This window comes from Pseudomonas sp. FW305-96 (assembly GCF_058783825.1).
In genome coordinates this window covers 13,370-37,914 of record NZ_JBYSYW010000020.1, presented here as the reverse complement: position 1 = coordinate 37,914, position 24,545 = coordinate 13,370, and the positions used below count along the sequence as shown (strand labels likewise).

The following is a 24,545-nucleotide window of genomic DNA, read 5'->3' as shown; positions in this document are numbered from 1 at the left end:
TCCGTGTCTTGCTGCCTGGGTCACCGAAACGTTTCTACTCGTTTACAGCGACCCGAGCGAATAATGGCGGTGAAGGGGGGATTCGAACCCCCGATACCCTTATGAGGTATACTCCCTTAGCAGGGGAGCGCCTTCGGCCACTCGGCCACCTCACCGCAACACGAGGCGAATATTAAACACACCCTTCCTCGTTTGCAACCCTTTTTTTGAAAAAAACTTCAAAAGAATTAAAGGCTTGGCTCCTCGTCCTTCTCTTTCTTGATCCGCAGGTAGATTTCCTCGCGGTGAACGGCCACTTCTTTCGGCGCGCTCACGCCGATACGCACCTGGTTGCCTTTGACACCCAGGACCGTCACGGTGATCTCACCGTCACCAATGATCAGGCTCTCGGCGCACCGACGAGTCAGAATCAGCATAGTTTTCTCCTCACATGAATCTTCAGGGACAACAGTCTTTGATAAGCAGGGCCTGGCCGGGGACGACGGCGCAGACCCGAATCGACCACCACAGGCGCCTGGACAGGGACACCAGCAGCGGCCAGAAACGCGAAGGGCGCGGCAAGCCGCGCCCCTCCAGGCAGCGTCTTACTCACCCTGTCGGGCGGGAGCATCAAGCTCGAACGCGGTGTGCAGCGCGCGTACGGCCAGCTCCAGGTACTTCTCTTCGATCACCACCGAGACCTTGATCTCGGAGGTGGAGATCATCTGGATGTTGATGCTCTCCTTGGCCAGGGCCTCGAACATGCGGCTGGCAACGCCTGCGTGGGAACGCATGCCGACGCCGACGATCGATACCTTGGCAATCTTGGTGTCGCCGATCACTTCACGCGCGCCAATTTCGCGGGCGGTGTTCTCCAGCACGCTCAGCGCCTTCTCGTACTCGTTGCGGTGCACGGTGAAGGTGAAGTCGGTGGTGTTATCGTGCGAGACGTTCTGCACGATCATGTCGACTTCGATGTTCGCGGCGCTGATCGGGCCGAGGATCTTGAAGGCAACGCCTGGGGTGTCCGGGACGCCACGAATGGTCAGCTTGGCCTCATCACGGTTGAAGGCGATACCGGAAATGATCGGCTGTTCCATGGATTCCTCTTCATCGATGGTAATGAGGGTACCCGGACCCTCCTTGAAGCTGTGCAGCACGCGCAGCGGGACGTTGTACTTGCCGGCGAACTCCACCGAGCGGATCTGCAGCACCTTGGAGCCGAGGCTGGCCATTTCCAGCATCTCCTCGAAGGTGATCTTCTCCAGGCGCTGGGCCTGGGGCACGACACGCGGGTCGGTGGTGTAGACGCCGTCGACATCGGTGTAGATCTGGCACTCGTCGGCCTTCAGGGCCGCCGCCAGGGCCACGCCGGTGGTGTCGGAACCGCCACGACCGAGGGTGGTGATGTTGCCGTGCTCATCGACACCCTGGAAGCCGGCGACCACCACGACACGGCCGGCCTTGAGGTCGGCGCGGATCTTCTGGTCGTCGATCTGCAGGATGCGCGCCTTGTTGTGGGCGCTGTCGGTGAGGATGCGCACCTGGTTGCCGGTGTAGGACACCGCCGGCACGCCGCGCTTCATCAGGGCCATGGACAGCAGGGCGATGGTGACCTGCTCGCCGGTCGAGACGATCACGTCCAGCTCGCGGGGTTCGGGCTTGTCGGTGATCTGCTTCGCCAGGTCGATCAGGCGATTGGTTTCCCCGCTCATCGCCGACAGCACGACCACCAGGTCGGTGCCTTGCTCGCGGAATTTCTTGACCTTGTCGGCAACCTGCTCGATCCGCTCGATGGAACCGACAGAGGTACCGCCAAATTTCTGTACGATCAACGCCATTTCAAAGGTGCCTCAGCCCTAAAGGGCCCCAAAAAACAATCCAACATGAAACGGCCGGCGAATAGACCACCGGCCGCCTCATCTCAAAGTCCCTGCTCGGCGAACGGCACTGCCAGGGCCAGGGCCTTGTCCAGCGCGGCGACGTCGACGCCACCACCTTGGGCCATGTCAGGGCGACCACCGCCCTTGCCACCGACCGCCGCAGCGGCTTGTTTCATCAGATCGCCAGCCTTGAGTTGGCTGGAGAGGTCCTTGGTCACGCCAGCCACCAGCACGACCTTGCCCTCATGCTCACTGCCCAGCAGGATCACTGCATGGCCGAGCTTGTTCTTCAGCTGATCGACGAGCGCCAGCAGGGCCTTGCCATCCTGCCCATCCAGGCGGGCGGCGAGGACCTTGGCACCCTTGACCTCAACGGCCGCGTTGGAGAGATCGTCCCCGGCGGCGCTGGCGGCCTTGGCCTGCAGCTGCTCGAGCTGCTTTTCCAGCTGGCGGTTGCGCTCGAGCACAGCCGACAGCTTGTCGATCAGGTTGTCGCGGTTGCCCTTGACCAGCTGCGCGGCTTCCTTGACCTGCTCTTCGGCAGCGTTCAGGTAGGCCAGCGCCGCGGCGCCGGTGACCGCTTCGATACGGCGCACGCCAGAGGCCACGCCGCCTTCGCTGACAATCTTGAACAGGCTGATATCGCCAGTGCGCTTGGCATGGATGCCGCCGCACAGCTCGACGGAGAAATCACCGCCCATGCTCAGCACGCGCACGGTGTCGCCATATTTCTCACCGAACAGCGCCATGGCGCCCTTGGCCTTGGCAGTTTCGATATCGGTCAGCTCGGTCTCGACCGGGGTGTTCCTGCGCACTTCGCGGTTGACGATGTCTTCCAGGGCCTTGATCTGCTCTGGCTTGACCGCCTCGAAGTGGCTGAAGTCGAAACGCAGGCGCTGGCTGTCGACCAGCGAGCCCTTCTGCTGCACGTGATCGCCCAGCACCTGGCGCAACGCTTCGTGCAACAGGTGAGTGGCCGAGTGGTTCAGCGAGGTGGCGTGCTGCACCTCGGCATCGACCTTGGCCTCGACCGGCGAGCCGATGACCAAAGCACCGCTGGCGACCACGCCGTGGTGCAGGAAAGCACCACCGGTCTTGGTGGTATCGCGCACGTCGAAGCGCGCGGCGCCGGCCTGCAGGTAGCCGCTGTCGCCGACCTGGCCGCCAGACTCGGCATAGAACGGCGTGCGGTCGAGCACGACCACACCCTCCTCGCCTTCGCCCAACTGGTCGACCGACTGGCCATCCTTGTACAGGGCGACGATCTTGCCCTGCCCTTCGGTGGTGTCGTAGCCGAGGAAGTCGGTGGCGGTGTCGACCTTGACCAGGCTGTTGTAGTCCATGCCGAAGGCGCTGGCGGAACGGGCACGCTCGCGCTGGGCTTCCATTTCACGCTCGAAGCCGGCTTCGTCGATGGTCAGCTCGCGCTCGCGGGCGATGTCGGCGGTGAGGTCCATGGGGAAGCCGTAGGTGTCGTACAGCTTGAACACCACGTCGCCCGGGACGACCTTGCCCCGCAGTTGGGCCAGGTCCTGCTCGAGGATGCGCAGGCCCTGCTCGAGGGTCTTGGCGAACTGCTCTTCCTCGGTCTTGAGCACGCGCTCGATGTGTGCCTGCTGGCTCTTCAGCTCAGCGAAAGCTTCGCCCATCTCGGCGACCAGAGCGGCGACGATCTTGTGGAAGAAGCTGCCCTTGGCGCCCAGCTTGTTGCCGTGGCGGCAGGCGCGGCGAATGATGCGGCGCAGCACGTAGCCACGGCCTTCGTTGGACGGCAACACACCGTCGGCAATCAGGAAGCCGCAGGAGCGGATATGGTCGGCGACCACCTTCAGCGACGGTTGGTCGTCGTTGCTGCAGCCGATGGCTTCGGCGGCGGCGGCCAGCAGGCTCTGGAACAGGTCGATCTCGTAGTTCGAGTGCACGTGCTGCATCACCGCACTGATGCGTTCCAGGCCCATGCCAGTATCTACCGACGGGGCGGGCAGCGGGTGCAGCACACCATCGGCGGTGCGGTTGAACTGCATGAAGACGTTGTTCCAGATCTCGATGTAGCGATCGCCGTCTTCTTCCGGCGAGCCGGGTGGGCCGCCCCAGATATCAGCGCCGTGGTCGTAGAAGATCTCGGTGCACGGGCCGCACGGGCCGGTATCGCCCATGGTCCAGAAATTGTCGGAAGCGTATGGGGCGCCCTTGTTGTCGCCGATGCGCACCATGCGCTCGGCGGGGACGCCGACTTCCTTGGTCCAGATGTCGTAGGCTTCGTCGTCGCTGGCGTAGACGGTGACCCACAGCTTTTCCTTGGGCAGGTTCAGCCACTTGTCCGAGGTCAGGAAGGTCCAGGCGAAGGTGATGGCATCGCGCTTGAAATAGTCGCCGAAGCTGAAGTTGCCCAGCATCTCGAAGAACGTATGGTGGCGGGCGGTGTAGCCGACGTTTTCCAGGTCGTTGTGCTTGCCACCGGCGCGCACGCACTTCTGGCTGCTCACGGCGCGGGTGTAGGCGCGCTTTTCCTGGCCGAGGAAGCAGTCCTTGAACTGGTTCATGCCGGCGTTGGTGAACAGCAGGGTCGGGTCATTGCCCGGGATCAGGGAGCTGGAGGCAACGCGAGTATGTCCCTGCTCTTCGAAGAAGCGGAGGAAGGCTTCACGGATTTCTGCGCTTTTCATAGGTTCTTCCACGGAAACGGCGGCCACACGTCGAATCGACGAAACGACGGCAAAGGGCCGCATTATATCGGTCCTGCAGTCTCGGTGCAGTGTGTTTATGCGATAGAAACCGTCGATTGGACGGCTTGCAGGGCTAAAGCAATTGAAAACGGCATGACCGCGATGCTATCGCCAGCGTTTCGCTACTGGCAAGCCAATTACGGTCCCGGGACAGGGAAAATTAACAGGTTGGTGAATTAAAAGAATTTCATCACCGAAGGGATCCAAAATTGCAGGCGCGGGCTTGCCCCGCGCCTACGGGAATCAGGCCAGGCGTTGCCCCGAATCCGGGACGATCAGAATGCCGGCGCGCAGCCCGTTCTTCACCTTGGGGTTGGGGAAGATGATTCGTGCGCCCTCCTCCTCCACCACCCAACGCGTCTCGGCCAGGTCCTCGGCCAGCAGATCGCCCTTTTTCAGCTCGGAGAAGTTCTCGATGTCCGCCGGCAGGTGCAGGCGGAAACTGTCGCTGTGCTTGATGATCTCGCGGGCGACGCTGAACAGCTTGAGGCCATCCAGGGACTGCTCGATCTGTGGCTCGGTATCCTCGATGAGCTGGATCAGACGCGCTTCGAGCCTGTCGAGGTTGACCTCCTCGTTCTGCCCGAACGGCCGTGCCTTGCCGAGCTCCAGGGTAAAGGCTTCGGCATCGAGCTGCTCATAGGTGAAGGCACTGAAGGTGATCGACGACTTGCTCTGCAGCAGCACCGCCTCCATGCCGGCCGCCGCCAGACGCGCCAGCTCTCGACGGGAGTGCAGGCGCCCCTCCTTGTAGGGGTACAGCGCGAACTGCTCGATCTTGGACCCACGAATGGCGGTATGCAGGTCGTAGTGCAGGCGGGTGCGTTCGGGCTTGCTGAAGAACACCCGGGCAAACTGCTCCAGCTCCGCGGCGCGCAGCGCCTCGAAGCCACTGGAGAGTTCATGCCGGCCATTGAACAGGCGGTTGATGTCCTGCTCGATGAAGCGCTCACCCTTGCGGATCGCCGCCGGGTTGCCGAACAGGAACAGCACCCGCGCACGCGGCTTGATCTTGCCGTTGGCCACGCCGTGCAGCAGCCTTTCGAGCAACTCGATCGGCGCTGTCTCGTTGCCATGGATACCGGCCGACAGCAGCAGGTCGAGCCCGCAATCCTCACCTTCGGGCGGGCGCACTTCCAGCGCACCCTCCCCCAGCCAGCGCAAACGCACGCCCCGGGTGGTCACTTGGGTCTTCTCGGCCGGTTCGTGATCGGTCAGGGTCAGCTCAAGCAGTTTGCCAAGGGCGAGCATAGGCGCTTCCTTAGTGGTGGTGGCCGCAGTCCGGGCCATGGACGTGGTCGTCGTCACCGGCGACATCGGCCGGTTCCATTTCCAGTTGCAGGCTGACCAGGTTGGTGGCCATCGGGCGCAGCAGCAGGTTAGCGTACTCGGTGTCGTCTTCCTCGACATCGACGCCGATCAGCAGCTGGCCGCGGCCGTCCTGCTGGATCCACACTTCCTTGCCTTGCCAGACCACGGCAAAACGGGTGCACGAGGTTTCCAGCTGGGTGCCGTCTTCATCTTCCAGGATCAGGCGCAGGGCGTCGGACATTGCAATTTCTCTCTTCAAGGTTGGCGTTGGAACGGATAGACCGAACCCAGCTTGAGGATCTGGGTCAGTTCATCCAGTGCCGTGCGGCATTCCACCAGCAACTGCGGGTCGGCCAGGTCCGCCTCGCCGAGGCGATCGCGGTAGTGCTTGTCGACCCATTGCACCAGGGTGTCGTACAGCGGGGCGGTCATGATAACGCCTTGGTTGACCGCCGCCAGTTCGTTTTCCTTCAACGCCACGCGCAAGCGCAGGCAAGCCGGGCCACCGCCGTTCTGCATGCTCTGCTTGAGGTCGAACACCTTGACCTCCGTCACCGGGCCGCCCTGGCTGGTCAGTTGCCCCAGATACGCCCAGACGCGCTCGTTGTTGCGGCACTCTTCCGGCACCACCAACAGCATCGAGCCGTCTTCGCGGCTGAGCAACTGACTGTTGAACAGATAGGAACGCACCGCGTCCTCCACCGTCACCGCCGCGCGCGGCACGCAGATACCCTGGAAGCGGCCACCCTTGCTGGCCAGTTTAGCCTGCAGTTGGCCAAGCACCGCATCGGTCTCGAGGAAGGCGTCCTCGTGGTAGAACAGCACCTCGCCGTTGCCTACCGAGATCACGTCGTTGTGGAACACGCCCTGGTCGATCACTGCCGGGTTCTGTTGAGCGTAGACCACGCCGTCAGCGCTCAACCCATGCAGGCGGGCGACAGCCTGGGAAGCCTCCAGAGTCTGGCGCGCCGGGTACTTCTGCGGCGCGGGGTAGCGGCTGTCGAAGGCGCTACGGCCGTAGACGAAGAACTCGACACCCGCTTCGCCATAGGCACGGCAGAACCGCGTATGGTTGGCCGCGCCTTCGTCACCGAACTGCGCCACGGCCGGCAAGGCCTGGTGATGAGCGAAGTGCTTGTCATCGTTGAACATGGCGCCCAGCACCCGGCTGGTGGTCGGGTGCTCGATGCTGCGATGGTACTTGCAGTTCAGGTTGGCGGCGGTGAAGTGCACACGACCGTCCGCAGTGTCGGCACTAGGGCTGACAGTGGCGGCGTTGGCCACCCACATGCTCGACGCCGAGCAGCTGGCGACCAGCAGGGGCATGGCTTCCTTGGCGGCACGCTGGATCACTTCGGCATCATTGCCGGTGAAACCCAGGCGGCGCAATGCGGCCACATCCGGGCGCTCCTGCGGGGCCAGCACGCCCTGCTTGAAGCCCATTTCCATCAGCGCCTTCATCTTCGCCAGGCCCTGGCGCGCCGCCTCGCGCGGGTTGGAACCCTGCTGGCTGTTGCTCTGCGAGGCCACGTTGCCGTAGGACAGGCCGCCGTAGTTGTGGGTTGGCCCCACCAGGCCATCAAAATTCACTTCAAAGGATTTCATCGGCAAGGCTCCGAGACCTGTTGTTATAGGGTGACGCCCGGCGTCAGGGTTGCCGGCAGTACGAGATTCGCGGTCTCCAGCGAAGCTACGGGGTAGGCGCAGTAGTCCGCCGCGTAGTAGGCGCTGGCGCGATGGTTGCCACTGGCACCGACACCACCGAACGGCGCGCTGCTGGCGGCGCCGGTCAGTTGCTTGTTCCAGTTGACGATGCCGGCGCGACTGCGCAGCCAGAAGTGCTGGTAGCGGGCGTTGGAGTCCGACAGCAGGCCAGCGGCCAGGCCGTACTGGGTATTGTTGGCCTCCTCGATTGCCGCATCGAAATCGGTGTAACGGATCACCTGCAGCAATGGGCCGAAGAACTCCTCGTCCGGGCGCCCGGCCACCGCAGTGACATCGATGATGCCGGGGGTAAGCAAGGCGGCGTCAGCCTGCGGCTGGGTCATCTCCAGCAACGCCACGGCGCCCTTGCCTAGCAGTTCGGCCTGGGCCGCCAGCAGAGCGCGGGCCGCCTGCAGCGAAATCACCGACCCCATAAAGGGCGCGGGCTGCTGGTCGAATGCACCGACACTGATGCTGCGACTCACCTCGACCAGGCGCTGGATCAGCGCGTCACCCCAAGCGCCCTGCGGCACCAGCAGGCGGCGGGCACAGGTGCAACGCTGGCCAGCGGAGATGAAGGCCGACTGGATGATGGTGTACACCGCGGCATCCAGGTCCTTGACCTCGTCAACCACCAGCGGGTTGTTGCCGCCCATCTCCAGGGCCAGAATCTTGTCCGGGCGGCCGGCGAACTGCTGGTGCAGCAGGTTGCCGGTACGGCTGGAACCGGTGAAGAACAAGCCGTCGATACCCGGATTGGCGGCCAGCGCCACGCCGGTGTCACGGGCGCCCTGGACCAGGTTGAGCACACCAGCCGGCAACCCGGCCTCGATCCAGCACTGGACCGTCAGCTCGGCAACCTTGGGGGTCAGCTCACTGGGTTTGAACACCACGCAGTTGCCGGCCAGCAGCGCCGGAACGATATGGCCGTTGGGCAGGTGGCCGGGGAAGTTGTACGGGCCGAATACCGCCACCACGCCATGGGGCTTGTGGCGCAGCACGGCAGTGGCGTCGGCCAGCGGGCCGCTCTTCTCGCCGGTACGCTCACGGTAGCTCTGCACCGAAATGGCGACTTTGTTGACCATGCTGGTCACTTCGGTGGCCGATTCCCATAGCGGCTTGCCGGTTTCTTCGCCAATGCAGCGCGACAGCGCCTCGGCATTGGCCTTGAGCTTCTCGGCGAAGGCCTCCAGCACGCCAATACGCGCATCCAGGCTCAGCGACGCCCAGCCGGGGAACGCCTGACGGGCAGCCTGCACGGCATTGTCTACCTGTGCAGCATCGGCGCCCTGCCCTTGCCAGATCACCGCCTGGGTGACGGGGTTGAGCGACTGCAGGGCTTCGCCCTGGCCAGCCAGCCATTGGCCGGCAATGTAATGCGTATTCATTTACTGGGCCTCCCGACCGGCGGACAGTGGCACGGCGCGCACGTTGTCGCCGGCGCCCAGGCGCAGGCGCTTGGCGGTCTGCGGATCGACCACCAGGGTGCCTGCGGCCAGGCGCGCCGGCGCGGCCGTGATGCGGCAGTCTTCGCGCTTGCGGTTGTGGATGATGAAAGGGGTGGCGTCGTCGCCTGGCGTACCAACGGCCAGCACCAGGGTCTCGCTGTCACGCACGGCGCGGATCTTCGAGGTCTCGCACTCGATGGCGGGGCCTGCGTCGAAGATGTCGACGTAGCCCTGGTAGTTGAAGCCTTCGCGCTTGAGCATGGCCAGCGCCGGCTCGGTGTCGGTGTGCACGCGGCCGATGACGTTGCGCGCCGCTTCCGAGAGGAAGCAGGTGTACAGCGGGAACTTGGGCATCAGCTCGGCGATGAACGACTTGTTGCCCACGCCGGTGAGGTAATCGGCCTGGCTGAACTCCATCTTGAAGAAGTGCCGGCCCAGGCTTTCCCAGAATGGCGAACGACCTACTTCATCGGACATGCCGCGCATCTCGGCGATGATCTTGTTGCCGAACAGCTGCGGGAACTCGGCGATGAACAGCATGCGCGCCTTGGACAGCAGACGCCCATTGAGCCCGCTGCGGTAATCGCTGCGCAGGAACAGCGAACACAACTCGGAGTTGCCGGTCAGGTCATTGGCCAGGAACAGCGTGGGAATCTCGCGGTAGATGTTCAATTCCTGGGAGGCACTGACGGTCAGGCCGACCCGGTAGTTGTACCAGGGCTCGCGCAGGCCGACGGCGCCGGCGATGGCGCTGATGCCGACCACCAGGCCCTCGTCGTTCTCCAGCACGAACAAGTAGTCGGTGTCGCCGCGCTCGGCTTCGCCGCGGAAGCTCTTTTCCGCCCAGCCGACCCGCTGGCCGAGGCGATCCTCGTTGGCAGGCAGGGTGGTCAGCCCGGTGGTGCCGGTGCTGCGAGCCAACTCGATCAGCGCGGGTAAATCGCTGCTGCGTACAGGACGAACGATCATGCTATCTCCTTGTGCGGCGGTCTGAGCCTGCCGCGAAACTCTCTGTTGCGGCGTTTCAGACCGCGACCAGGCGCACGCTGGCGCCCTCGCCGACACCCAGGGCCTCGGCGGCTTCGCCGCTGAGGTTGACCGGCTTGCCCGGAACCCAGTCCAGTTCCAGCAGCACGGCGCGGTAATCCTGCAACTGGCCGTTGCACACCAGGTACGGACGGCCGCCCTTGACCGGCGACTCGTCGAGCTTGACCGGCACCACCCGGCTCTGGGCGATGGAGCGGATGCCCGAGGCGCGGGCGTGCAGGGTCGGGCCGCCGTCGAAGATGTCGATGTAGTGCTCGGTCTCGAAGCCTTCGCGCATGAGGATGTCGAAGGTGATCTGCGCCCGCGGGTGCACCTGGCCCATGGCCTCCTGTGCCTCGTCGGCCAGCAGCGGCACGTAGATCGGATAGTGCGGCATCAGTTCGGCGAGGAAGGTGCGGCTCTTCAGGCCACACAGGCGCTCGGCGTCGGCGTAGTTGAGGTCGAAGAAGTTGCGGCCGATGGCGTCCCAGAACGGTGACTCGCCCTGCTCGTCGCTGTAGCCGACGATCTCGGTCACCACCGACTCGGCGAAGCGCTCCGGGTGCGAGGCCATGAACAGCAGGCGGCCACGCGAGTTGAGCTCGGCGAAGGCGCTGGTCACCAGCTCCGGCACCACGTAGAAGCTGGTCAGCAGGCTGTTGCCGGTGAGGTCGTGGCACAGCGACAGGACGTGGATCTTGTTGTGGATCTTCAGCTCGCGGGAGGCGTGCACGAAGGTCTCATTGCGGAAGCTGTAGAACGGCTCGGAGTAGCCGGCCGAGGCGACGATGGCCGAGCAGCCGACCAGCTTGCCGGTGGCGCTGTCCTCGAGCACGAAGAAGTAACTCTCCTCACCGTTGAAGCTGACCTCAGCGGCGAAAGAGGTTTCCGACGCGGCGATCTTGTCGCCCAGACGCCCAGCGTCGTCCGGCAGCGAGGTGACACCAATGGGGCTGTCGGCAGCCATGCGCTGCACTTCGTTCAGATCAGCCATTTGCGCAGGGCGCATCACCAGCATGGTGTCACTCCTTTCGGGAAAGCGGGCCGATCACCTCGGCACGAAAAAACGGTGGGCACGCGCCACTACCTGCAAGCAGGTGCCCGCACTGGAATCAGGTATCACCGGCCTCGCTCGAGGCCGGCGACAGCAGCACCGCAGGATCAGCCCTGGGTCAGTTTGCGCACAGCGCGCTCGAAGCGCTCCAGGCCTTCATCGATATCGCTGTCCTCGACCACCAGGCTCGGAGCGAAGCGCACGACATCGGGACCTGCCTGCAGGACCATCACGCCTTCCTTCTCGGCGGCGTTGAGGATGTCCTTGGCCTTGCCCTTCCAGGCGTCACTGAGCACGCAGCCGATCAGCAGGCCGACGCCGCGCACCAGGGTGAACAGGCCGGTTTCCTGGCCGATCTTCTCCAGGCGGGTCTTGAAGCGTTCGTGCTTGGTCTTGATACCCGCCAGGGTTTCCGGGGTGTTGACCACATCGAGCACGGCGCAGGCGACGGCACAGGCCAGCGGGTTGCCGCCGTAGGTGGTGCCGTGGGTGCCGACGGCCAGGTGCTTGGCCAGGTCGCTGGTGGTCAGCATGGCACCGATCGGGAAGCCACCGCCCAGGCTCTTGGCGCTGGTCAGAATATCCGGGGTGACGCCGTAGTGCTGATAGGCATACAGCGAGCCGGTGCGGCCGACGCCGGTCTGCACTTCATCAAAGATCAGCAGCGCGCTGTGTTCGTCGCACAGCTTGCGCGCGCCTTCCAGGTAGGCCTTGTCGGCCGGAACCACGCCGCTCTCGCCCTGGATCGGCTCGATGACCACGGCGCAGGTCTTGTCGGAAATCTGCGCCTTCAACGCTTCCAGGTCGTTGTACGGCACATGGCTGATGCCGGTGATCTTCGGCCCGAAGCCGTCGGAGTACTTGGGCTGGCCACCGACGCTGACGGTGAACAGGGTGCGACCGTGGAAGCTGTTCACAGTGGCGATGATTTCGTGCTTCTCGGGACCGAAGCGGTCATGAGCGACACGGCGGGCAAGCTTGAAGGCGGCCTCATTGGCTTCGGCGCCGGAGTTGCAGAAGAACGCGCGCTCGGCAAAGGTCGCGTCCACCAGCTTGTGCGCCAGGCGCAGAGCCGGCTCGTTGGTGAACACGTTGGAGACATGCCAGAGGGTATTGGCCTGCTCGGTCAGCGCCTTGACCAGCGCCGGATGGCAGTGACCCAGGGCGTTGACCGCGATGCCGCCAGCAAAGTCGATCAGCTCGCGCCCGGACTGGTCCCATACTCGGGAGCCCTCGCCTCGCACAGGAATGAAGGCCGCCGGGGAGTAGTTGGGGACCATGACCTGGTCGAAATCGGCACGTTGCACCGGGGCTTGCTCAACGGACATCTGAGTCTCCTGAAGAGGAACGCTGGCCTGGAAGTGGCGAGCGATGAAGGGATTGTAAGGACTGATCGGCGCCTGTCCTTGCTGCCAGGCGACAACTTGTTACAGCGCCAAACCGAGTTTTCACGCGGTTTTCGGCAATGCGACAAACAGTGTCGCAATCGCGCAGTGTAACGGCAGGACAAGGTCGCGGGGAGATGGCAGCGCAAATTGGGAGAACGGTTGTTCACTTCAGAAGAAAGGGCCGCTGCGCGCCCATCGCCGGCAAGCCGGCTCCCACCCCGACCGCGCCACCCTTAAGCCAGGTGCCATCCGTATGAGTGCTGGGTTACCAGCGATAAGGTCACACCCGAACACATCACCCCCAAAACCTACACGCACCGGTGGGAGCCGGCTTGCCGGCGATGGGCTGCGAAGCAGCCCCAATGAAATCTCAGCCGCGCTCGGCCGGCGCCGAACTCAGCTCGAACGGGCTGCTGTTACGTCGCTGGTTACGGTCTTCGCGCGGCGTGGCACCAAAGAAATTGCGATACGCGCTGGAGAAATGCGGCCCGGAGGAGAACCCGCAGGACAGGCCGATCTGGATGATCGACTTGCTGGTCTGCATCAGCATCTGCCGCGCCTTGTTCAGGCGCAACTCCAGGTAGTATTGGCTGGGCACGCGATTGAGATACTGCTTGAAGATCCGCTCCAGCTGGCGGCGGGACACGCACACATGCTGGGCGATCTCGTCGGTGGTCAGCGGCTCTTCGATGTTGGCCTCCATCAGCAGCACCGCCTGGGTGAGCTTGGGGTGGCTGGAGCCAAGGCGGTTCTGCAGCGGGATGCGCTGGCGCTCGCCACCCTCGCGAATGCGCTCGACCACCAGCTCTTCCGACACCGCGCCGGCCAGCTCCGCCCCATGGTCCCGGGCCAGCACCGCCAGCAGCAGGTCGGTCACCGCCATGCCGCCGCAGGCAGTCAGGCGATCGCGATCCCAGTCGAACAGATGGCTGGTGGCGATCACCTTGGGGAAGCGCTCGGCAAAATCATCCTGCCAGCGCCAATGCACCGCGGCGCGGTAGCCGTCGAGCAGGCCCAGCGCCGCCAGCGGATAAACCCCGGCCGACAAGCCGCCGATCATGCAACCGCTGCGCGCCAACTGCTTGAGCGCGGCGGACAATGCCGAACCGATCGCCGCCGGCGGCTCATCAGCCAGCAGGAACAGTTTGTGATAGCCCTCCAGGCGTCCGGCCCACGCTTCGCCCGGCAGGCGCCAGGCACCCTCCTGCCCGGCCTCGGCCTGCAGGAAGGACATTGTGTAGACCACGTCCGGATGCACCCGCTGGGCCACCTGCAACACCTCTTCGGCCAACGCCAGGGTCAGCGGCTTGGTGCTGGGCCAGATGAGAAATCCGATTCGCTGGGTGGTCATAGGGCGTGGTCCGAAACCTGAAAAGGAGGGTCGCGCTTGTGGCGCCGGGGCATGCTGCGTGCGTTGCGCAGCATGCCCCATCATGGTGCAAAAGTGCAGCCTTTACTTCAGGCTGCCGGAAAGGAACTGCTTGAGGCGCTCCGACTGTGGATTGACCAGCACTTCACGCGGGCAGCCCCGCTCTTCCACCAGGCCCTTGTGCAGGAACACCAGCTGGTTGGAGACCTCGCGGGCAAAGCCCATCTCGTGGGTGACCACCACCATGGTGCGGCCTTCCTGGGCCAGCGATTGCATGACCTTGAGCACATCGCCCACCAGTTCCGGATCCAGCGCCGAAGTCGGCTCGTCGAACAGCATCACCTCCGGCTCCATGGCCAGGGCGCGGGCAATGGCCACACGCTGCTGCTCGCCACCGGACATGTGCCCGGGGAAAGCGTCCTTGCGGTGGGACACACCGACCTTGGCCAGGTAGTGCTCGGCCTTCTCCAGCGCTTCCTTCTTGTTGACGCCCAGCACGTGCACCGGCGCCTCGATGACGTTTTCCAGAGCAGTCATGTGCGACCACAGGTTGAAGTGCTGGAACACCATCGACAGGCGCGAACGCATGCGTTGCAGCTGTTTCGGATCGGCGGCCTTGAGCGCGCCGTCCTTGCCGGCAACCAGCTTGAGCTCTTCGTTGTTGAGCAGGATCTTGCCCGCGTGCGGCTGCTCGAGCAGGTTGATGCAACGCAGGAAGGTCGATTTGCCCGAACCGCTGGAGCCGATGATGCTGATCACGTCGCCTGCCTTGGCTTCGAGGGAGACGCCCTTGAGCACCTCATGGCTGCCGTAGCGCTTGTGCAGGTCTTGGATTTGGAGTTTGTACATACTGTCGGATCTCACAGAGCGGTCAGTGCTTGCGCGGCGCCAGGTAACCGAGCCAGCGGCGTTCGGCCATCTTGAACAGGCGCACGAGGATGAAGGTCAGGCACAGGTAGAACACGCCCGCCGTGATGTAGGCCTCGAAAGGCAGGTAGTACTGGGCGTTGACCGTGCGCGCGGCACCGGTGATGTCGATCAGGGTGACGATCGACGCCAGGCTGGTGGTCTGCAGCATCATGATCACTTCGTTGCTGTACTGCGGCAGCGCCCGGCGCAGCGCGGACGGCAGCAGGATGCGGCGGTACATCTTCATGCGCGACATGCCGATGGCCTTGGCCGCCTCGATCTCGCCGTGGGGCGTGGCCTTGAGGCTACCGGCGATGATCTCGGCGGTGTAGGCGCTGGTATTGACGGCGAAGGCCAGACAGGCGCAGAAGGTCGCGCTGGACAGCCACGGCCACAGGAAGCTCTCGCGCACCGCCTCGAACTGGGCCAGGCCGTAGTAGATCAGGAACAGCTGCACCAGCATCGGCGTGCCGCGGATCACGTAGGTGTAAAGCCAGGCGCTCATGTTCACCAGCGGCTGTTTCGAGACGCGCATCAAGCCCAGTGGGATGGCCGCCAGCAAGCCGAACAGCAGCGACAACGCCAGCAGCTTGAGGGTGGTCAGCAGACCGCCCAGGTACAGCGGCATGGCTTCCCAGATGACGTTGTAGTCGAAGATCATAGCTCAACCGCCTTGACGCCCACCGAGTAGCGCTTCTCGAGATACTTCAGCGCCAGCAGCGAGACACTGGTCAGCACCAGGTACAACGCCGCCACCGCAAGGAAGAAGGTGAAGGGTTCGCGGGTGGCGTCCGCCGCCTGCTTGGCCTTGAACATCATGTCCTGCAGGCCGACCACCGAAATCAGCGCGGTCGCCTTGGTCAGCACCAGCCAGTTGTTGGTGAAGCCCGGGATCGCCAGGCGGATCATCTGCGGCACCATGATGCGGAAGAACACCTGGACCCCGCTCATGCCATAGGCCGCGCCCGCCTCTGCCTGGCCCTTGGGGATGCCGAGGAAGGCACCGCGGAAGGTTTCCGACAGGTACGCGCCAAAGATGAAGCCCAGCGTGCCGATGCCGGCGACCAGGGGATTGAGGTCAATATAGTCGTCATAGCCGAGCAGCGGCGCCACCCGGTTGATGATGTCCTGGCCGCCATAGAAGATCAGCAGGATCAAAACCAGGTCAGGGATGCCACGGATCACCGTGGAGTACAGGTCCCCCAGCCAGGCCAACCAGCGCACCGGCGACAAACGCAGCGCCACGCCGATCAGGCCGAGGACGATGGCCAGGGCCATCGACGACAAGGCGAGCTGCAGCGTCAGCCACGCCCCGTCGAGGATGACTGCCCCATAGCCTTTCAACATGATTCGGATTCCTCAGGGCTTGGGAATGAAAAATGGTGCAAACCTCAGAGATTCTGCTGTTTGCACCATTGCACAGGTGAAACTCGATGGTTACTTCGAGTCTGGACCGTAGATGTCGAAGTTGAAGTACTTCTTCTCGATCTCTTTGTATTTGCCGTTGGCGCGGATCGCGTCGATGGCGGCGTTGATGCGCTCGGCGTTGGCGGTGTCGCCCTTGCGCACGGCGATACCGACGCCATCACCGAAGTACTTGGTGTCGGTGAAGGCCGGCCCGACGAAGGCAAAGCCCTTGCCAGCATCGGTCTTCAGGAAGCCGTCCTCGAGCAGGGTGGCGTCGGCCACGGTGCCGTCCAGGCGGCCGGCGGCGACGTCCAGGTAGATTTCGTTCTGGGTACCGTAGGGCACCACGGTGGCGCCTTGCGGGGCCAGGACTTCCTTGGCGAAACGGTCGTGGATCGAACCGCGCTGCACGCCGATCTTCTTGCCCTTGAGCTCAGCCAGGCTGTCGCTGACGGCGGTACCTTCCTTCATCACCAGGCGCGCTGGGGTCAGGTAGTAGCGCTTGGTGAAGTCGACCGACTTCTTGCGGTCGTCGGTGATCGACATGGACGACAGGATGGCGTCGATCTTGCGCACTTTCAGTGCCGGGATCAGGCCGTCGAACTCCTGCTCGACCCAGGTGCACTTGGCTTTCATCTGTTCGCACAGGGCGTTGCCGATGTCGTAGTCGAAGCCGGCGAGGCTGCCATCGGGCTGCTTGAAGGCGAAGGGTGGGTAGGCGGCCTCGATACCGATCTTCAACGGCTTCTCATCGGCCTGCGATACCAGGGAAAACACGGAAAGCGCCAGGGCGCCAAGCAGTGCGAGCTTCTTCATCAGGTAACTCCATCGGTACGGGGCAATACAAGGCAGTTGTAACGGCTGCCCGATATGCGAATGGGTACAGCGCGAGCCGCGCAGGTTTCGACCAAGGTCGCAGACCACGAGCGAGTGAGTGGCATTCTAGCGACAGCCCGGTGGTCGATATTTCTTCAAAGCGACAACTAATTACAGAAGCGCCAGGAACCGCGGCGGGCGATATTGACAGCTCCTGCGCGATATGCAAGAGCAAAAGAAAAATAACCTATACCCAAAGCAATAAGCGGGCCCATTATTGGCAAAGCCTTGTATTCCGGCAAGTGCAGCGTGCGCCACCGCATGAAATGCTCACAGAATGCACTCATTTGGCACACAGATGTTTCCACAAGCCCCGCATTTGGGCGAAATCGGTGACAGCGACGGTTACCGATGAATGTCGGAGTAACAGTTTGCATCAGTAAAGCAAAAACCCCGCCGGGTGTCGGGCGGGGTTTTGCTAGCGGCCTCATTGCGGGGCCCACTCCCACGACATTCAGGGGCGAGCTTGCCGCGATGGCTCTACTCAGGCGGTGGCCAGGCTCATCGCCTTGTGGGTGTCGATCAGGTGCTGCACCACCCCTGGATCAGCCAGGGTGGAGATATCACCCAGCGCGTCGTACTCGCCAGTGGCAATCTTGCGCAGGATGCGGCGCATGATCTTGCCCGAGCGAGTCTTGGGCAGCCCCGGCGCCCACTGGATCACATCCGGCGAAGCGATCGGGCCGATCTCCTTGCGCACCCAGTTCTTCAGCTCGAGGCGCAGCTGCTCACTCGACTCCTCACCGGCATTGAGGGTGACATAGACATAGATGCCCTGCCCCTTGATGTCGTGCGGCACGCCCACCACTGCAGCCTCGGCGACCTTCGGATGCGCCACCATCGCGCTCTCGATCTCGGCGGTGCCCATGCGATGGCCAGAAACGTTGAGCACGTCGTCCACGCGACCGGTGATCCAGTAGTAGCCATCCTCGTCGCGACGGGCACCGTCACCGGTGAAGTACATGCCACGGAAGGTCTTGAAGTAGGTGTCGACGAAGCGGTCGTGGTCACCGTACAGCGAACGCGACTGGCCCGGCCAGGAATCGAGGATCACCAGGTTGCCCTCGGCGGCGCCGTCGATCAGGTTGCCCAGGTTGTCCACCAGCGCCGGTACCACGCCGAAGAACGGACGGGTTGCCGAACCCGGTTTGAGCCCCGTGGCGCCCGGCAGCGGGCTGATGAGGATACCGCCGGTCTCGGTCTGCCACCAGGTGTCGACGATCGGGCAACGCTCCTTGCCGACAGTCTTGTAGTACCAGTTCCAGGCTTCAGGGTTGATCGGCTCGCCCACCGAGCCCAGCAGGCGCAGGCTGGAGCCATCGGCGCCGGCGACCGCCGCCTCGCCCTCGGCCATCATGGCGCGGATGGCGGTCGGCGCGGTATAGAGGATGTTGACCTTGTGCTTGTCGACGATCTTCGACACGCGGGTGATATCCGGGTAGTTCGGCACGCCTTCGAACAGCAGCGTGGTCGCGCCATTGGCCAGCGGACCATAGACGATGTAGCTGTGGCCGGTGACCCAACCCACGTCGGCGGTGCACCAGTACACTTCGCCCGGACGGTAGTCGAACACGCGCTCGTGGGTCAGCGCGGCATACACCAGGTAGCCACCGGTAGTGTGCAGCACACCCTTGGGCTTGCCGGTGGATCCAGAGGTATAGAGGATGAACAATGCCTCCTCGGCACCCATTTCTTTCGGCGCGCAGTGGCTGGAGGCGACCTTCATCAGGTCTTCGTACCAGATGTCGCGGTGCTGGTGCCAGGCGATGTCGCCACCGGTGCGCTTGCACACGATGATCTTTTGCACGCTGCTGGTTTCAGGGTTGGTCAAGGCCAGGTCGACGTTGGCCTTGAGCGGGGTACGACGGCCACCACGCAGGCCTTCGTCGGCGGTGATCACCACCTTGGACTTGCAGTCGATGATGCGACCGGCCAGTGCCTCGGGCGAGAAGCCGCCGAACACCACCGAATGAATCGCGCCAATGCGCGCGCAGGCCAGCATGGCGACCACGGCCTCGGGGATCATCGGCATGTAGATGGTGACCACGTCACCGCGGTGCACGTCCTGGCCACGCAGGGCATTGGCGAATTTGCAGACCTGCTCGTGGAGCTCACGGTAGGTGATGTTGCGATGCTCGGAAGGGTCGTCGCCCTCCCAGATGATCGCCAACTGGTCGCCGCGCTCTTCGAGGTGGCGGTCCAGGCAGTTGTAGGAGACGTTCAGAGTGCCGTCGGCAAACCATTTGATATCGACATGGTGGTCGTCGAACGAGGTCTGCTTGACCTTGGTGAAGGGCTTGATCCAGTCCAGACGCTGGGCCTGCTCACGCCAGAAGCCGTCCGGGTTGATCACCGATTGCTGGTACATGGCCTTGTAGGTGGCCTCGTCGGTCAGGGTACTGGCCGCAACCTCGGGACGAACGGGATACAGTGGAGCCGCACTCATCTGTGTTACCTCGGTGTAATAGTTGTTTTTGTATGGAAGCGTTTGTAACTGTACCAGAGCGACAAAGACCATTCGACGTTGGTAGTAACGCGACGGACCGTCAATCCACGAATGTGCAGCGACCGCTCTAGTGCATGGCATCCAGCCATCGCAGACGGAAAAAGGCAGCGCTTTGCCAGGGATTGTTACAGATTCTGTCAAAAGACTTTATCAAAACCCGCTCTGTTTCAGCCCTGGCCACCCTCCTAGAATTCACCTCGCCAGCAACGGCAAAGCGATTAACTTGGAAACAGCCCCCACGAAGGCAACGTTAATCCGCACCTCATCCTGATAGTTGAAACTTAGTTGCACTCGCGGCGCCACAAGCGCCGCGCGCCCCCCTCACGACCTTAGACAGGTAAATTGAAAATGAAAGCTTTACTGGTATTGGTACTTGGCGGTTTTTGCGGCGCGGCACTGGCCGGCGAAGCAAAAGATGTCGAGCAGATTCCGGTTGAACAGTACAGTTATTCGCAGCACCTGGACATCGCCCGCGTCATCTCCATGAGCGAAGTGCCGAACGTCTGCGAAGTGGTGCCTGCGCGCATGACCTATGAGGACTCCCAGGGCCAGAAGCACATTCTCGAATACCGCGTGATGGGCAACGGTTGCTCCAACGGCTGAGGCCATAGGCTTATCGCGAGGCAAGCCCCTCCCACCACTTTTGCATTCGTGGGAGCGGGCTTGCCCTGCGATCAATTTCAACCTCGATAAACTTCCAGATTACTCCACCGACTTGTTCAAGGAATAATCCCGCAACTTGTTGGCAATGGTCGTATGGGAAACGCCCAATCTTTTCCCCAGCGCCCGGCTACTTGGAAATTCACTCATCAAACTTTCCAATACCGCCCTTTCAAACCGCCCGACAATCTGCGAAAGATCGCCATCCAGGGAAAACTCGCCCAACGGTTGGCGCGCGCCATAATCCGGCAAGCGGATATGTTCGCTCTTCACCACCCCGCCTTCGCACAGCGATACCGCCTGGAACAACACGTTCTCCAACTGGCGCACATTGCCCGGCCAATGATACTGGCCGAGCTTCTCCATTGCCGTCGGCGCCAGGCGCGGCAGCGGGCAGCCGATCTGCCGGCTGGCCTGGTCGAGGAAGTGCTGCACCAGCCCTTCCAGGCCGTCCATGCATTCGCGCAGCGGCGGGATGTGCAACGACAGCACGTTGAGACGGTGGTAGAGGTCCTGGCGGAACTCGCCCCGGGCGCACAGTTCGGAAAGGTCGACCTGGGTCGCGCAGATCACCCGTACATCCAGGTACACCTCTTCGTCGCTGCCGACCCGACGGAAACAGCCATCCTGCAGAAAGCGCAGCAATTTGACCTGCAAGCGCGGGCTCATCTCCCCCACCCCATCGAGGAACAACGTGCCGCCGGCCGTCAGCTCCAGCAGCCCCAGCTTGCCCTCGGCCCGCGCCCCCTCGAACGCTCCCGGCCCATAGCCGAACAGCTCGGTCTCGGCCATCGACTCGGGCAGGCCGGCGCAGTTGAGCGCCATCAGCGGCGCCTGGCCACGCGGGCTGGCCAGGTGACAGGCCCGCGCCAGCAGCTCCTTGCCGGTACCGGTCTCGCCCTCGATCAGCAGCGGTGCATCCAACGGTGCCATGCGCCGCGCCTCGCGTACCACGGCGGCCATTACCCGTGAACTCTGGAAGATGCTGTCGAACCCACGCAACTCCTGCTTGCGCACGTTGTAGATGCGCTCACCGATACGGTCCGCGCGGTGCAGGGTGATTACCGCGCCGGCCAGGGCTTCACTGTCGTCATGCTCGGACTGCAGCGGTGCGATATCGGCCAGGAACACATCGCCCTTGACCTTGATCCGCAGGCCGTTGATCCGCGATTTGTTGGCCCGTATCAGCTCCGGCAGGTCGAAGTCCTCGACATAGCGCGACAGCGGAATGCCCGGTACTTCGTCGACCCTGACACCGAGCAGCTGCGCCGCGCCGCGATTGGCGGCGACGATGCTGCCGCCCATGTCGATCGACAGCACCGGGAAGTCCAGCGCCCCCAGCAGCGCATTGAGCTCCATGTGCCGGCGCTCGCTGGGCATCAGGCCGACACGCTTGACCCCGAACACCCCGGCGATCGACTCGAATTTGGGCCGCAGGGCCTGGAACTGCAGGTTGATCAGGTTCGGGCAGTGCAGGTAGATGGCGTTGCCATGGTCACCTCCCACTTCGCCGCGCAACACGTTGATCCCGTACTCCACCAGCAGGTTGAGGATGTCCCGCAATATGCCGATGCGGTTCTGGCAATGCACTTTGATGCGCATAAAGGTTCTCTAAGCGGCCGAGTTTTTGCTCGCGCCACGGAAAAGTCGTAAAGATAAGCTGACAAAAATAGCCATCTGCCCAGCTCGATGTCCGTGATTTTCCGGGATGACGCTGATTTTGTAAAATTATCGTTACGAACAGAAGATAAACGGATACGCAGGATCGGCCCTCACCCCGGTGCAAAACCTCGTTTGTAGGGATATTCCTAAGGTATGTCCTGAACATAACAAGAACGCCCTCACCAGGAGAGCCACATGAAACAGACGCAATACGTGGCACGCGAGCCCGATGCGCATGGCTTTATCGACTACCCGCAGCAAGAGCACGCGGTGTGGAACACCCTGATCACTCGTCAGTTGAAAGTGATCGAAGGCCGGGCATGCCAGGAATACCTGGACGGCATCGACCAGCTCAAGCTGCCCCATGACCGCATCCCGCAGCTGGGCGAAGTCAACAAGGTGCTTGGCGCCACCACCGGCTGGCAAGTCGCCCGCGTCCCCGCGCTGATCCCCTTCCAGACCTTCTTCGAACTGCTGGCCAGCAAACGCTTCCCGGTCGCCACCTTCATCCGCACCCCGGAAGAGCTGGACTACCTGCAGGAGCCCGACATCTTCCACGAGATCTTCGGCCACTGCCCACTGCTGACCAACCCGTTCTTCGCCGAATTCACCCACACCTATGGCAAGCTCGGCCTGGCGGCGACCAAGGAACAGCGCGTCTACCTGGCACGCCTGTACTGGATGACCATCGAGTTCGGCCTGATGGAGACCGCGCAAGGCCGCAAGATCTACGGCGGCGGCATCCTCTCCTCGCCGAAAGAAACTGTCTATAGCCTGTCCAGCGAACCGGAGCACCAGGCCTTCGACCCGATCGAAGCCATGCGCACGCCCTATCGCATCGATATCCTGCAGCCCCTGTACTTCGTCCTGCCGAACATGAAGCGTCTGTTCGACCTGGCCCACGAAGACATCATGGCCATGGTCCACCAGGCCATGCAGCTGGGCCTGCACGCACCGAAGTTTCCACCCAAGGTCGCTGCCTGAGCGCCCTTGTCGATAACAACTCAAACCGGAAAGCACCCATGAATGCCTTGAACCAAGCCCACTGCGAAGCCTGCCGCGCCGATGCGCCGAAAGTCACCGACGAGGAACTGCCGAAACTGATCCGACTGATCCCGGACTGGAACATCGAAACCCGCGACGGCCACATGGAGCTCGAGCGCGTATTCCTGTTCAAGAATTTCAAGCACGCCCTGGCCTTCACCAACGCCATCGGCGAAATCGCCGAAGCCGAAGGCCACCACCCTGGCCTGCTGACCGAGTGGGGCAAGGTCACCGTGACCTGGTGGAGCCACTCGATCAAAGGCCTGCACCGCAACGACTTCATCATGTGCGCGCGCACCGACGAGGTCGCCAAAACTGCTGAAGGGCGCAAGTGATGCACTTCTCGGCCATCGGTCGGGTCCCTGGCGACCCGATCCTGGGGCTGATGGAGGCCTACGCCCGCGACAGCAATCCGGCCAAGTTCGACCTGGGGGTCGGCGTATTCAAGGACGCCCAAGGGCTCACGCCGATTCCGGCTGCGGTCAAGCAGGCCGAGCAGCGCCTGGTCGAGCGGCAGGCCACCAAGAGCTATGTCGGCGGCCATGGTGATGCAGCGTTCACGCGCCTGGTCAGCGAGCTGGTGCTGGGCAGCAATTGCACGCTGCTCAAAAGCCAACGCGCTGGTGCCACCCAGACCCCTGGCGGCACGGGTGCCCTGCGCCTGGCGGCAGAGTTCATCGCCCATTGTCTGCCGGGCCGCGGTATCTGGCTGAGCGACCCGACCTGGCCGATCCACGAGACGATCTTCGCCGGCGCCGGGCTCAAGGTGTCGCACTACCCCTACGTGGGCGCGGACAACCGCCTGAACGTCGACGGCATGCTCGCCGCACTGGAACGGGCACCGCAAGGCGACGTGGTGTTACTGCACGCCTGCTGCCACAACCCCACCGGCTTCGACCTGGGCCAGGACGACTGGCGCGCGGTGCTCGACATCGTCAAGCGGCGCAACCTGCTGCCATTGATCGACTTTGCCTACCAGGGCTTCGGTGACGGTCTGGAAGAGGACGCCTGGGCAGTGCGCCTGTTCGCCGCCGAACTGCCGGAACTGCTGATCACCAACTCCTGCTCGAAAAACTTTGGTCTGTACCGTGAGCGCACCGGTGCCCTGCTGGTGTGCAGCCACGACGCCGAGAAACTGCAGGATGTGCGCAGCCAGCTGGCCTTCATTGCGCGCAACCTGTGGTCGACACCGCCAGACCATGGCGCGGCGGTGGTCGCCGAGATCCTCGGGGACCCGGCACTCAAGGCGTTGTGGATCGAGGAAGTGAACGCCATGCGCCAGCGCATCGCCGAGCTTCGCGTCGGCCTGGTGAAAGCGCTGGAGCCCCATGGCCTGGCCGAGCGCTTCGCGCACATCGCCGCGCAACGTGGAATGTTCTCCTACACCGGCCTGAACCCCGAGCAAGTGCGCCTGCTGCGTGAGCGGCACAGCGTGTACATGGTCGGTACCGGCCGGGCGAACATCGCCGGTGCAGATGCCAAGCGCCTGGAGCAGCTGGCAGCGGCCATCGCCGACGTCTGTCGCTGAAACCTGGCCGCGGGGGGGGGGGGGGGGGGGGGGGGGGGGGGGGGGGGGGGGGGGGGGGGGGGGGG

At 63.3% G+C, this 24,545-nt stretch carries 21 protein-coding genes and 1 tRNA gene; 4 read left to right on the top strand and 18 right to left on the bottom strand.

Going from position 1 to position 24,545, the window contains the following annotated elements:
- Positions 1–64: 64 nt before the first annotated feature.
- The 17 genes from AC3WL2_RS16090 to acs all read right to left on the bottom strand — a co-directional run bounded on the left by AC3WL2_RS16090 (position 65) and on the right by acs (position 19,526).
- Positions 65–155 (bottom strand) — tRNA-Ser (locus AC3WL2_RS16090).
- 72 nt (positions 156–227) lie between these two features.
- The gene (csrA, locus tag AC3WL2_RS16085; protein WP_003254503.1) at positions 228–416 is read right to left on the bottom strand and encodes a carbon storage regulator CsrA; all 189 of its coding nucleotides are present in this window, start codon (positions 414–416) and stop codon (positions 228–230) included.
- A 168-nt stretch (positions 417–584) separates the two neighbouring features.
- Positions 585–1,820, bottom strand: a complete 1,236-nt coding sequence (locus tag AC3WL2_RS16080; protein WP_028691060.1) for an aspartate kinase — start codon at positions 1,818–1,820, stop codon at positions 585–587.
- An 83-nt stretch (positions 1,821–1,903) separates the two neighbouring features.
- Positions 1,904–4,528, bottom strand: a complete 2,625-nt coding sequence (alaS, locus tag AC3WL2_RS16075; RefSeq protein ID WP_158247509.1) for an alanine--tRNA ligase — start codon at positions 4,526–4,528, stop codon at positions 1,904–1,906.
- A 303-nt stretch (positions 4,529–4,831) separates the two neighbouring features.
- Positions 4,832–5,839: a succinylglutamate desuccinylase gene (astE, locus tag AC3WL2_RS16070; RefSeq protein WP_102683087.1), complete on the bottom strand. Its 1,008-nt coding sequence runs from the start codon at positions 5,837–5,839 to the stop codon at positions 4,832–4,834.
- Positions 5,840–5,849: 10 nt separating this feature from the next.
- On the bottom strand, positions 5,850–6,140 hold the full coding sequence (locus tag AC3WL2_RS16065) for a hypothetical protein (RefSeq protein WP_011534960.1): 291 nt from the start codon (positions 6,138–6,140) through the stop codon (positions 5,850–5,852).
- Between the two features lie 14 nt (positions 6,141–6,154).
- A complete protein-coding gene (astB, locus tag AC3WL2_RS16060; protein WP_102683088.1) occupies positions 6,155–7,504 on the bottom strand; it encodes an N-succinylarginine dihydrolase in 1,350 nt (449 codons plus the stop codon).
- Positions 7,505–7,527: 23 nt separating this feature from the next.
- Complete coding sequence (astD, locus tag AC3WL2_RS16055; RefSeq protein ID WP_102683089.1) at positions 7,528–8,991, bottom strand: succinylglutamate-semialdehyde dehydrogenase; 1,464 nt, start codon at positions 8,989–8,991, stop codon at positions 7,528–7,530.
- A complete protein-coding gene (astA, locus tag AC3WL2_RS16050; protein WP_102683090.1) occupies positions 8,992–10,020 on the bottom strand; it encodes an arginine N-succinyltransferase in 1,029 nt (342 codons plus the stop codon).
- 55 nt (positions 10,021–10,075) lie between these two features.
- Positions 10,076–11,095, bottom strand: a complete 1,020-nt coding sequence (gene aruF / locus AC3WL2_RS16045; protein WP_102683091.1) for an arginine/ornithine succinyltransferase subunit alpha — start codon at positions 11,093–11,095, stop codon at positions 10,076–10,078.
- Between the two features lie 143 nt (positions 11,096–11,238).
- Positions 11,239–12,459 carry an aspartate aminotransferase family protein gene (locus AC3WL2_RS16040; protein ID WP_102683092.1) on the bottom strand — a complete coding sequence of 407 codons (1,221 nt, stop codon included), beginning with the start codon at positions 12,457–12,459 and terminating at the stop codon, positions 11,239–11,241.
- A 430-nt stretch (positions 12,460–12,889) separates the two neighbouring features.
- Positions 12,890–13,870: a transcriptional regulator ArgR gene (gene argR / locus AC3WL2_RS16035; protein ID WP_038706575.1), complete on the bottom strand. Its 981-nt coding sequence runs from the start codon at positions 13,868–13,870 to the stop codon at positions 12,890–12,892.
- A 102-nt stretch (positions 13,871–13,972) separates the two neighbouring features.
- Positions 13,973–14,737 (bottom strand): ABC transporter ATP-binding protein, encoded by a 765-nt coding sequence (locus AC3WL2_RS16030; protein WP_023630946.1) that lies wholly within the window; start codon positions 14,735–14,737, stop codon positions 13,973–13,975.
- Positions 14,738–14,759: 22 nt separating this feature from the next.
- The gene (locus AC3WL2_RS16025) at positions 14,760–15,458 is read right to left on the bottom strand and encodes an ABC transporter permease (protein WP_102683093.1); all 699 of its coding nucleotides are present in this window, start codon (positions 15,456–15,458) and stop codon (positions 14,760–14,762) included.
- The gene (locus tag AC3WL2_RS16020) at positions 15,455–16,144 is read right to left on the bottom strand and encodes an ABC transporter permease (RefSeq protein ID WP_102683094.1); all 690 of its coding nucleotides are present in this window, start codon (positions 16,142–16,144) and stop codon (positions 15,455–15,457) included. Before AC3WL2_RS16020 ends, AC3WL2_RS16025 begins: the two co-directional genes overlap by 4 nt.
- 90 nt (positions 16,145–16,234) lie before the next feature.
- The gene (locus AC3WL2_RS16015; protein ID WP_050706738.1) at positions 16,235–17,020 is read right to left on the bottom strand and encodes an ABC transporter substrate-binding protein; all 786 of its coding nucleotides are present in this window, start codon (positions 17,018–17,020) and stop codon (positions 16,235–16,237) included.
- Positions 17,021–17,564: 544 nt separating this feature from the next.
- A complete protein-coding gene (gene acs, locus AC3WL2_RS16010) occupies positions 17,565–19,526 on the bottom strand; it encodes an acetate--CoA ligase (RefSeq protein WP_102683095.1) in 1,962 nt (653 codons plus the stop codon).
- A gap of 408 nt (positions 19,527–19,934) precedes the next feature.
- Here acs and AC3WL2_RS16005 point away from each other — a divergent pair, with 408 nt between their 5' ends.
- Positions 19,935–20,189 (top strand): DUF2790 domain-containing protein, encoded by a 255-nt coding sequence (locus AC3WL2_RS16005; RefSeq protein ID WP_023630669.1) that lies wholly within the window; start codon positions 19,935–19,937, stop codon positions 20,187–20,189.
- A gap of 99 nt (positions 20,190–20,288) precedes the next feature.
- Here AC3WL2_RS16005 and AC3WL2_RS16000 read toward each other — a convergent pair whose 3' ends face one another.
- On the bottom strand, positions 20,289–21,848 hold the full coding sequence (locus AC3WL2_RS16000) for a sigma-54-dependent transcriptional regulator (protein ID WP_102683096.1): 1,560 nt from the start codon (positions 21,846–21,848) through the stop codon (positions 20,289–20,291).
- 255 nt (positions 21,849–22,103) lie between these two features.
- Between AC3WL2_RS16000 and phhA the strand changes: the two genes are divergently transcribed.
- The 3 genes from phhA to AC3WL2_RS15985 are packed head-to-tail and all read left to right on the top strand — an operon-like array spanning position 22,104 to position 24,480.
- Positions 22,104–22,892: a phenylalanine 4-monooxygenase gene (gene phhA / locus AC3WL2_RS15995; RefSeq protein WP_023628482.1), complete on the top strand. Its 789-nt coding sequence runs from the start codon at positions 22,104–22,106 to the stop codon at positions 22,890–22,892.
- Positions 22,893–22,930: 38 nt separating this feature from the next.
- Positions 22,931–23,287 (top strand): 4a-hydroxytetrahydrobiopterin dehydratase, encoded by a 357-nt coding sequence (locus AC3WL2_RS15990; RefSeq protein ID WP_102683097.1) that lies wholly within the window; start codon positions 22,931–22,933, stop codon positions 23,285–23,287.
- Positions 23,284–24,480, top strand: coding sequence for an amino acid aminotransferase (locus AC3WL2_RS15985; protein WP_173862433.1), 1,197 nt, complete (start codon positions 23,284–23,286; stop codon positions 24,478–24,480). The genes AC3WL2_RS15990 and AC3WL2_RS15985 overlap by 4 nt, the downstream gene beginning before the upstream one ends.
- Positions 24,481–24,545: the final 65 nt, after the last annotated feature.

Bases quoted from the DNA above. Each gene is read 5' to 3' on its own strand.
- AC3WL2_RS16020 (WP_102683094.1), bottom strand. From the start codon at position 16,144: ATGTTGAAAGGCTATGGGGCAGTCATCCTCGACGGGGCGTGGCTGACG.
- AC3WL2_RS16015 (WP_050706738.1), bottom strand. From the start codon at position 17,020: ATGAAGAAGCTCGCACTGCTTGGCGCCCTGGCGCTTTCCGTGTTTTCC.
- AC3WL2_RS16030 (WP_023630946.1), bottom strand. From the start codon at position 14,737: ATGTACAAACTCCAAATCCAAGACCTGCACAAGCGCTACGGCAGCCAT.
- AC3WL2_RS16000 (WP_102683096.1), bottom strand. From the start codon at position 21,848: ATGCGCATCAAAGTGCATTGCCAGAACCGCATCGGCATATTGCGGGAC.
- AC3WL2_RS16005 (WP_023630669.1), top strand. From the start codon at position 19,935: ATGAAAGCTTTACTGGTATTGGTACTTGGCGGTTTTTGCGGCGCGGCA.
- astD (WP_102683089.1), bottom strand. From the start codon at position 8,991: ATGAATACGCATTACATTGCCGGCCAATGGCTGGCTGGCCAGGGCGAA.
- AC3WL2_RS16065 (WP_011534960.1), bottom strand. From the start codon at position 6,140: ATGTCCGACGCCCTGCGCCTGATCCTGGAAGATGAAGACGGCACCCAG.
- AC3WL2_RS16025 (WP_102683093.1), bottom strand. From the start codon at position 15,458: ATGATCTTCGACTACAACGTCATCTGGGAAGCCATGCCGCTGTACCTG.
- csrA (WP_003254503.1), bottom strand. From the start codon at position 416: ATGCTGATTCTGACTCGTCGGTGCGCCGAGAGCCTGATCATTGGTGAC.
- AC3WL2_RS16040 (WP_102683092.1), bottom strand. From the start codon at position 12,459: ATGTCCGTTGAGCAAGCCCCGGTGCAACGTGCCGATTTCGACCAGGTC.
- AC3WL2_RS15990 (WP_102683097.1), top strand. From the start codon at position 22,931: ATGAATGCCTTGAACCAAGCCCACTGCGAAGCCTGCCGCGCCGATGCG.
- phhA (WP_023628482.1), top strand. From the start codon at position 22,104: ATGAAACAGACGCAATACGTGGCACGCGAGCCCGATGCGCATGGCTTT.
- aruF (WP_102683091.1), bottom strand. From the start codon at position 11,095: ATGCTGGTGATGCGCCCTGCGCAAATGGCTGATCTGAACGAAGTGCAG.
- astA (WP_102683090.1), bottom strand. From the start codon at position 10,020: ATGATCGTTCGTCCTGTACGCAGCAGCGATTTACCCGCGCTGATCGAG.
- argR (WP_038706575.1), bottom strand. From the start codon at position 13,870: ATGACCACCCAGCGAATCGGATTTCTCATCTGGCCCAGCACCAAGCCG.
- alaS (WP_158247509.1), bottom strand. From the start codon at position 4,528: ATGAAAAGCGCAGAAATCCGTGAAGCCTTCCTCCGCTTCTTCGAAGAG.
- astB (WP_102683088.1), bottom strand. From the start codon at position 7,504: ATGAAATCCTTTGAAGTGAATTTTGATGGCCTGGTGGGGCCAACCCAC.
- AC3WL2_RS16080 (WP_028691060.1), bottom strand. From the start codon at position 1,820: ATGGCGTTGATCGTACAGAAATTTGGCGGTACCTCTGTCGGTTCCATC.
- acs (WP_102683095.1), bottom strand. From the start codon at position 19,526: ATGAGTGCGGCTCCACTGTATCCCGTTCGTCCCGAGGTTGCGGCCAGT.
- astE (WP_102683087.1), bottom strand. From the start codon at position 5,839: ATGCTCGCCCTTGGCAAACTGCTTGAGCTGACCCTGACCGATCACGAA.